Source organism: Kitasatospora sp. NPDC059571 (assembly GCF_042735675.1).
In the GTDB taxonomy this organism is placed as follows: domain Bacteria; phylum Actinomycetota; class Actinomycetes; order Streptomycetales; family Streptomycetaceae; genus Kitasatospora.
Genome location: NZ_JBHWBW010000129.1, coordinates 10,417 through 18,084 on the forward strand (window position 1 = coordinate 10,417; position 7,668 = coordinate 18,084).

Annotated in this window: 9 protein-coding genes; 4 read left to right on the forward strand and 5 right to left on the reverse strand. The window is 71.7% G+C overall.

What is annotated here, in order from left to right; genetic code table 11:
- Window positions 1-1,131 (forward strand): MATE family efflux transporter (locus tag ACFV0G_RS16980; protein WP_380547473.1); only part of this gene is annotated, 1,131 nt, incomplete at its 5' end.
- A gap of 93 nt (window positions 1,132-1,224) precedes the next feature.
- Here the strand turns inward: ACFV0G_RS16980 and rplI are convergent.
- The 4 genes from rplI to rpsF all read right to left on the reverse strand — a co-directional run bounded on the left by rplI (window position 1,225) and on the right by rpsF (window position 2,988).
- Complete coding sequence (gene rplI, locus ACFV0G_RS16985) at window positions 1,225-1,671, reverse strand: 50S ribosomal protein L9 (RefSeq protein ID WP_380547476.1); 447 nt, start codon at window positions 1,669-1,671, stop codon at window positions 1,225-1,227.
- Window positions 1,672-1,688: 17 nt separating this feature from the next.
- Entirely contained in the window at window positions 1,689-1,925 is a 237-nt protein-coding gene (rpsR, locus tag ACFV0G_RS16990; protein ID WP_030270170.1) for a 30S ribosomal protein S18, read from the reverse strand.
- 65 nt (window positions 1,926-1,990) lie between these two features.
- A complete protein-coding gene (locus ACFV0G_RS16995) occupies window positions 1,991-2,593 on the reverse strand; it encodes a single-stranded DNA-binding protein (RefSeq protein WP_380547483.1) in 603 nt (200 codons plus the stop codon).
- A 104-nt stretch (window positions 2,594-2,697) separates the two neighbouring features.
- Window positions 2,698-2,988 (reverse strand): 30S ribosomal protein S6, encoded by a 291-nt coding sequence (rpsF, locus tag ACFV0G_RS17000; RefSeq protein WP_030270167.1) that lies wholly within the window; start codon window positions 2,986-2,988, stop codon window positions 2,698-2,700.
- Between the two features lie 295 nt (window positions 2,989-3,283).
- On the opposite strand from rpsF, the gene ACFV0G_RS17005 reads away from it, so the two are divergent.
- The 3 genes from ACFV0G_RS17005 to ACFV0G_RS17015 all read left to right on the forward strand — a co-directional run bounded on the left by ACFV0G_RS17005 (window position 3,284) and on the right by ACFV0G_RS17015 (window position 5,960).
- Window positions 3,284-3,589 (forward strand): hypothetical protein, encoded by a 306-nt coding sequence (locus tag ACFV0G_RS17005; protein WP_380547487.1) that lies wholly within the window; start codon window positions 3,284-3,286, stop codon window positions 3,587-3,589.
- 192 nt (window positions 3,590-3,781) lie between these two features.
- On the forward strand, window positions 3,782-4,900 hold the full coding sequence (locus ACFV0G_RS17010; protein ID WP_380547490.1) for a lipid II:glycine glycyltransferase FemX: 1,119 nt from the start codon (window positions 3,782-3,784) through the stop codon (window positions 4,898-4,900).
- Between the two features lie 31 nt (window positions 4,901-4,931).
- Window positions 4,932-5,960, forward strand: coding sequence for an alanine racemase (locus ACFV0G_RS17015; protein ID WP_380547493.1), 1,029 nt, complete (start codon window positions 4,932-4,934; stop codon window positions 5,958-5,960).
- Window positions 5,961-5,988: 28 nt separating this feature from the next.
- On the opposite strand, the gene ACFV0G_RS17020 is transcribed toward ACFV0G_RS17015, so the two are convergent.
- Complete coding sequence (locus ACFV0G_RS17020; RefSeq protein WP_380547496.1) at window positions 5,989-7,590, reverse strand: glycosyltransferase family 87 protein; 1,602 nt, start codon at window positions 7,588-7,590, stop codon at window positions 5,989-5,991.
- Between the last annotated feature and the right edge of the window lie 78 nt (window positions 7,591-7,668).

The window sequence follows — 7,668 nt, forward strand, 5'->3', positions numbered from 1 at the left end:
CCGCAGCGTCGGCAGCGTCCCGAACGCGCCGCCCTCCCGGGCCTCCCGGACCAGCCGGCCCGCGAGGTCCAGCAGGGCGTGGACGGCATCTGGCTGGCGCTGCTGCTGTCGGCCGGGCTGGTGGTCCTCACCCTGGCGCTCGCCCCGCAGGCGGCCGACCTGCTGGGCGCCTCCCCCACCGCCGCCCCGTACGCGGTCACCTACCTGCGGATCAGTGCGCTGGGCGTGCCCGCGATGCTGATGGTGCTCGCCGCCACCGGCGTCCTGCGCGGCCTCCAGGACACCCGGACGCCGCTGCTGGTCGCCATCGGCGGGTTCGGCGCCAACCTGCTGCTCAACCTCGCCCTGGTGTACGGCGCCGGGCTCGGCGTCGCAGGGTCGGCCTGGGGCACCGTGCTGGCCCAGAACGGGATGGCCGCGGTCTACCTGGCCGTGGTGGTCCGCGGCGCCCGCCGGGAGGGCGCGAGCCTGCGGCCGGACGCCGAGGGCATCCGGGCCTGCGCCCGGGCCGGCGGGCCGCTGATGATCCGCACCCTGAGCCTGCGCGGGGTGCTGCTGCTCGCCACCGCGGTCGCGGCCGGCCTGGGCGACGTCGCGATCGCCGCGCACCAGATCACCATGACCATCTGGTCGTTCGTGGCCTTCGCACTGGACGCCATCGCCATCGCCGGCCAGGCGATCATCGGCCGCTACCTGGGTGCGGGCGACGCCCCGGGCGCCCGTGCGGCGACCCGCCGGATGGTCGAGTGGGGCATCGGCGCCGGGCTGGTGCTGGGCCTGCTGCTGGTGCTGGCCAGGCCGCTCTACGTGCCGCTGTTCACGGCCGACCCGGCCGTGCGGGAGCTGCTGTCCACCGTGCTGCTGCTCGCAGCGCTCACCCAGCCGGTGGGCGGCCTGGTGTTCGTGCTGGACGGCGTGCTGATGGGCGCGGGCGACGGCGCCTACCTGGCCTGGGCGATGCTCGGCACCCTGCTGGTCTTCGCCCCGGCGGCGCTCGCCGTGCCGGCCGCGGGCGGCGGCGTCATCGGGCTGTGGTGGGCGATGAACCTCTTCATGCTGACCCGGGCCGCCTTCCTGGCCGGCCGGGCGCGCGGCGGCCGCTGGCTGGTGACCGGCGCCGTGCGGGCCTGACCGCACCGCACCGGCCGCATCCGGACGGCCGGAGAACGACCGAGGGCCGGGCTCCCCGAAGGGAGCCCGGCCCTCAGACCAGTACTACGGCGTTCAGCCGGCCACGACGTTGACGTCGAGGTTGGCCTGCACGTCGGAGTGCAGCTTGACCGAGACCTTGTGGCTGCCCACGGTCTTGATCGGCGACGCGATCGCGATCGCGCGCTTGTCCACCGCCGGGCCGTCGGCGGCCTTGATGGCCTCGACGACGTCGGCCTGGGTCACCGAGCCGAACAGGCGGCCGGCGTCGCCGGAGCGCACCGACAGCTTGATCTGCAGGCCCTCGAGCTTGGCCTTGACCTCGTTGGCGGCCTCGAGGGTCTGGATCTCGTGGATCTTGCGGGCGCGACGGATCGCGTCGACGTCCTTCTGGCCGCCCTTGGTCCAGCGGATGGCGAAGCCACGCGGGACCAGGAAGTTGCGGGCGTAGCCGTCCTTGACCTCGACGATCTCGCCGGCGCTGCCGAGGCCGGGGACCTCGTGAGTGAGGATGATCTTCATTCTTCGGTCACCCTCTCTTAGCGCGTGGTGGAGGTGTAGGGCAGCAGCGCCATCTCACGGCTGTTCTTCACGGCCGTGGCGACGTCACGCTGGTGCTGGGTGCAGTTGCCGGTCACCCGGCGGGCACGGATCTTGCCGCGGTCGGAGATGAACTTCCGCAGCAGGTTCGTGTCCTTGTAGTCAACGTAGTTGACCTTGTCCTTGCAGAAGACGCAAACCTTCTTCTTCGGCTTGCGAGCAGGCGGCTTCGCCATCGTGTGCTCCAGTGGGTACGAAATCTGTCAGCATGCCCGGGCCGCACGGGCCCGGCACGCACCGCTTAGAACGGGGGTTCCTCCGAGAAGCCGCCGCCGGACGGGGCACCCCAACCGCCGCCGCCCTGGTTGCCACCAGAGGGAGCGGAGGACGCCCACGGGTCGTCGGACGGGCCGGACTGGCCGCCGGAGCCACCGCCCCAGCCACCGCCCTGCTGACCGCCGCCGCCGCCCCAGTTGCCGCCGGACGGCGCGCCGCCCTGCTGGCCGCCGAAGCCGCCGCCACCGCCCGGGCCGCCGGACCGGTTGGCCCGGGTGACCTTGGCGGTCGCCGACCGCAGGCTCGGGCCGACCTCGTCGACCTCGACCTCGAAGACCGTCCGCTTCTCGCCTTCCTTGGTCTCGTAAGACCGCTGGCGCAGTCGGCCCTGCACGATGACGCGCATGCCGCGCTGCAGCGACTCGGCCACGTTCTCCGCCGGCTGACGCCAGACGTTGCACGTGAGGAAGAGGCTCTCGCCGTCCTTCCACTCGTTGGTCTGGCGGTCGAAGGTGCGCGGAGTGGACGCGATACGGAACTTCGCGACCGCCGCACCCGACGGGGTGAAGCGCAGCTCGGGGTCGTCGACGAGATTGCCGACGAGGGTGATGACGGTCTCGCCTGCCATGGTGGTGATGACCTCTCGGAAAAGGAGTTCTGCGGTGCTCGCACCGTGTTTCACGTGAAACACCGTGCGTGAGTCACCCGACACCCGGAGGTGTCAGTGGTGGCTCAGTGGGTGTCCGGGCGCAGGACCTTGGTCCGCAGAACCGACTCGCTCAGGCTGAGCTGGCGGTCGAGCTCCTTGACGACCTCGGGCGTGGCCTTGAGGTCGATGACCGAGTAGATGCCCTCGGACTGCTTGTTGATCTCGTACGCCAGACGGCGGCGACCCCAGGTGTCGATCTTCTCGACCTTGCCGCCACCGGTGCGGACAACGTTGAGGAAGTTCTCGATCAGGGGGGAGACAGCGCGCTCCTCGACCGAGGGGTCGAGGATGACCATCACCTCGTAGTGACGCATGGGTAACCCACCTCCTTTGGACTCAACGGCCACGGTCTCTCCGTGGCAGGAGGGTTGTGCAGCGTCGCACCCGTGGTGTGCCGACGTCGGGACCACCGTAGAACGGGGGTCTGACAATCCCGGGCCGCGGAGGGCATAGGGGGGCACAAGTACACCAGTGCAGACGGCACAGCCTACCGGTAGCGGAGCGGGGCACCAAAACGTATAGCGGTTGTGATCCTGGGCATATAGGACGCAACCTGAACGAACGGTGCGTCGTTCGCGCGCCCGTCCGATCCTTCGGGAGGTGGGCTCCATGGCACAGACCGTCCGCCGGTTTCCGGCCCTCACCCTCAACACCGACGGCCATCCGCACCCGCGCGAGAACGCGCTGGTCGGGGTCGCCGCCCTGTTCGGCCTGCTGGCGTTCGTCAGCTGCTTCTTCCACAACCTGCACATCATGAGCTCGTGGACCGGGCTGATCGGGGTCCTCACCGGCATGTGGGGCCAGTTCGTCTCGGTCACCACCGCAGAGAGGTTCGTGCTGGTCATCTCGACCGGTGCGGCGGCGGTCGGGCTGTACCTCGGCCTCGCGCACGGCGGCTTCTTCGGGGGCCTGTGACGACACCCGTACGCCGTATTGCGGCGTGACCCCGGACGCCCTCTCCGCGTACTACTTGTGCACAGGTATGCGGGGAGGGCATCGGGCGTCGAAAAGCGCCGGGCCAGCCCCCCTGGAAACGGACCATTCGGGCGATAGGGTCGCCGTGACCTCACCCCCCGCACCGCCCGACCGAGGAGGAGCACCCCCGTCATGAGCCTGCGCCTGAGGACGATCACCCGCGAGGAGCACCTCGCCTTCATCACGTCCCGTCCCTCGGTCAGCCACATGCAGGTGCCGGCCTGGGCGGACGTGAAGGCGGAGTGGCGCTCCGAGAGCCTCGGCTGGTTCGAGCCGTCCGGCGAGCTGGTGGGCGCCGGGCTGGTGCTCTACCGCCAGCTGCCGAAGGTGAAGCGGTACCTGGCCTACCTGCCGGAGGGCCCGGTGATCGACTGGTTCGACCGGGACCTCGACGGCTGGCTCCAGCCGATGCTGGCGCACCTGAAGGCGCAGGGCGCGTTCTCCGTGAAGATGGGCCCGCCGGTGGTCGTCCGCCGCTGGGACGCCGGCACCATCAAGGACGCCATCGCCGGCAAGCAGGCCAAGCGGCTGCGCGACGTCGAGCCGGACTGGTACGAGCCGCGCGCCTTCGAGGTCGCCGACCGGCTGCGGAAGGCCGGCTGGCTGCAGGGCGAGGACGGCGGGGCCGGCTTCGGCGACGTCCAGCCCCGCTACGTCTTCCAGGTCCCGCTGGCCGGCCGCTCGCTGGACGACGTCCAGCGCGGCTTCAACCAGTTGTGGCGCCGCAACATCAAGAAGGCCGAGAAGAGCGGCGTCGAGGTCGTCCAGGGCGGCTACGAGGACCTGGCCGTCTTCCACCGGCTGTACGAGGTCACCGCCGAGCGGGACCACTTCACGCCCCGGCCGCTCGCGTACTTCCAGCGGATGTGGACGACGCTGACCGCCGAGGACCCGAACCGGATGCGGCTCTACATCGCGTACCACGAGGGCGAGCCGCTGGCCGCCACCACGATGCTCGTGGTCGGCGAGCACGTCTGGTACTCCTACGGCGCCTCGGCCGACCACAAGCGCGAGGTGAAGCCCTCCAACGCCGTGCAGTGGCGGATGATGCGCGACTCGTACGCGCTCGGCGCGGCCGTCTACGACCTGCGCGGGATCAGCGACACCCTGGAGGAGGACGACCACCTCTTCGGGCTGATCCAGTTCAAGGTCGGCACCGGCGGCCAGGCCGTCGAGTACCTGGGCGAGTGGGACTTCCCGCTGAACAAGCTGCTGCACAAGGCCCTCGACCTCTACATGTCACGGCGCTGACGCACTCTCACCACCTCCTCGGGGAGTAACGATGACCCTGTCGCTCTACGTGGACACCGCCCGCTGGCGGGCGCACCAGCAGGCCGTCCTGGCGGAGTTCCCCGGCCTGGTGCCGGTGGCCAAGGGCAACGGGTACGGGCTGGGCAACACCCGGCTCGCCGAGGAGGCCGAGCTGCTGGGCACCCCGGCGCTCGCGGTCGGCACCGCCCGGGAGGCCGCCGGGGCGGCGGCGTCCTTCCCCGGCGACCTGCTGGTGCTCACCCCGTGCCGGCCCGGGGAGGACGGCCCGGAGCTGCCGTCCCGGGTCATCCGCACGGTCGCCCACGTGGACGCGGTACGGGCGCTGCCGGCCGGGACGCGGGTCGTGGTGGAGTGCATGACGAGCATGCGCCGCCACGGCATCGCCCGCACCGACCTGCCGAAGCTGCCCGCCGACGGCCCGGTGGTGGAGGGCTTCGCGCTGCACCTCCCGCTGGACCGGCCGGACGGCTCGGACCCGGTCGACGAGGTGTCCGCCTGGGTCCGGGCGATCGGCGCCGCCGGACCGGCGCCGGCCGCCGTGTACCTGAGCCACCTCTCCTCGGCCGACGTCGCCCGGCTGGGGGTGCTCTTCCCCGACACCGCGTTCCGCTCCCGGATCGGCACCCGGCTCTGGCTCGGCGACGTCGACGCGCTGCGGGCCGGGGCGGCCGTCCTGGACGTCACACCGATCGCCCGCGGCGAGCGCTACGGCTACCGCCAGCACAAGGCGCCGTCCGACGGGCACCTGCTGGTCGCGACCGGCGGCACGGCGCACGGCGTCGGGCTGGAGGCGCCCAAGTACCTGCACGGGATGGTGCCGCGGGCCAAGGGCCTGGCCCGGGCCGGCCTGGCCACCGTCAACCGGACGCTCTCCCCCTACGTGTGGGCGGGCCGCCAGCTGTGGTTCGCCGAGCCGCCGCACATGCAGGTGTCGATCCTCTTCCTGCCCGGCGACGTGAAGCCGCCGGTGATCGGCGACGAACTGGCCCTCACCGTCCGGCACACCACCACCCACTTCGACCGGGTGGTCGACCGGTAGCAGCGCGGCAGGGCCGGCCCCGCGGGCCTCAGGGCCTGATCGCCCGGTCCGCCGGCTCGTCCGCCCCCGGGTGCTCCGGGTCCGGCTCCCCGAGTTCCGGGCCGGCTGCGGAGACCGCGGTCAGCCAGTCCGTCCCGGCGTCCTGCGGGGCGAACTCGGCGTAGGTGGCCTCCTCGCGCAGCCGGCGGGCGCGGCCGAGGACGAAGACGTCCGGGGCGTTGTCCAGGACACCGCCCGAGGGGTCGTCGCTGCCGTCCCAGCGCACCGGGTCCCGCTCGGGGTGCAGCATGTCGCGGATCACCATCGCGCAGAGGAAGAGCGTGCCCAGCAGGTGCAGCACGATCGCCAGGTGGTACCAGTCCTGGCCGATGCCGTGCTGCTTGGAGTCACCGGTGTAGGCGAGGTAGGACCAGACCCCGAGGAAGTACAGCACCTCGCAGGTCTGCCAGATCAGGAAGTCGCGCCAGCGCGGGCGGGCCAGTGCGGCGAGCGGCGTCAGCCAGAGCACGTACTGCGGCGAGTACACCTTGTTGGTGAGGATGAACGCGGCCACCACGAGGAACACCAGCTGGGCGTAGCGGGGGCGGCGCGGCGCGGAGAGCGCGAGCCAGCCGATGCCCAGGCAGCAGAGCACCAGCAGCACCGAGATCCAGGTGTTCAGGGTGGGCAGCTGCTGGTTGCGGTCCTGCATGAGGATCAGCCAGAACGAGCCGAAGTCCTCCTTGCGGACCTGGCTGAAGGTGTAGAACGTCGCCCAGCCCTTGAAGTTGGCGATCATGATCGGCAGGTTGACGATCAGCCAGGCGGCCACCGCACCGCCCGCCGCCCGACCGAAGTCCCGCCAGCGGCCGGTCCGCCAGCAGAGCACCAGCAGCGGCCCGAGCAGCAGCACGGGATACAGCTTCGCCGCGGTGGCCAGGCCGATGAAGACACCCGCCGCGGTCGGCCTGCTGTTCGCCCAGTAGGCCATCGCGACGGCGGCCAGCGCGACCGCGAGCAGGTCCCAGTTGATGGTGGAGTCCAGCGCCAGGCAGGGCGCCAGCGCGAAGAGCAGCGCGTCCCACGGCCGGCGGCGGTGGGTCCGGCTGATCGCGACGACCGCGACCACCGCACAGACCATCAGCATCCCCGCGTTGACCATCCAGAACCACTGCTCGCGGTACTGGAGGTCCCCGCCGGTCGGCGTCAGCCACGCCGCGACCTGCATGAACAGGCCGGTCAGCACCGGGTACTCCAGGTACTGCATGTCCGCGGAGGGGGTCGGCAGCTGGTCCAGGTACGGGTGCCGCCCGGTGTCGAAGCCGCGGCCGGAGAACAGGTGCGGGATGTCGCTGTAGCAGGCGTGCGTGTACTGGGCCGTGGCGCCGTGGAACCAGCCGTCGTTGTAGCACGGCACCTTCTGCGCCAGGCCCAGCACGTAGACGGCGATGACCAGCACGGCCAGGAACCGGGCCGGGATCCACCACGAGACGCCGAGCAGCGCCCGGCGGCCGGGCGGACCGCCGAGCACCTCGCTGCCGGCCGCCGCGACCGGGTCCTCGTCCGCCGGGACGACGACGGTGTTGGGCAGCGGGCCGGAGGCCGGAGCGGGGGCGGCCCCGGCGGCCTCGTCACGGGTGCTGGACGTCATGGCGGACATACTGCCGCACCACCGCTCCGGGGACGAGGAGACCCCGGCAAAGAAAAACGGTGCCGGTCCGTCCCGGAG

Excerpts from the sequence above, each read along its gene's own strand:
- rplI (WP_380547476.1), bottom strand. The coding sequence starts at position 1,671 with ATGAAGATCATCCTCACTCACGAGGTCCCCGGCCTCGGCAGCGCCGGC.
- rpsR (WP_030270170.1), bottom strand. The coding sequence starts at position 1,925 with ATGGCGAAGCCGCCTGCTCGCAAGCCGAAGAAGAAGGTTTGCGTCTTC.
- ACFV0G_RS16995 (WP_380547483.1), bottom strand. The coding sequence starts at position 2,593 with ATGGCAGGCGAGACCGTCATCACCCTCGTCGGCAATCTCGTCGACGAC.
- rpsF (WP_030270167.1), bottom strand. The coding sequence starts at position 2,988 with ATGCGTCACTACGAGGTGATGGTCATCCTCGACCCCTCGGTCGAGGAG.
- ACFV0G_RS17005 (WP_380547487.1), top strand. The coding sequence starts at position 3,284 with ATGGCACAGACCGTCCGCCGGTTTCCGGCCCTCACCCTCAACACCGAC.
- ACFV0G_RS17010 (WP_380547490.1), top strand. The coding sequence starts at position 3,782 with ATGAGCCTGCGCCTGAGGACGATCACCCGCGAGGAGCACCTCGCCTTC.
- ACFV0G_RS17015 (WP_380547493.1), top strand. The coding sequence starts at position 4,932 with ATGACCCTGTCGCTCTACGTGGACACCGCCCGCTGGCGGGCGCACCAG.
- ACFV0G_RS17020 (WP_380547496.1), bottom strand. The coding sequence starts at position 7,590 with ATGACGTCCAGCACCCGTGACGAGGCCGCCGGGGCCGCCCCCGCTCCG.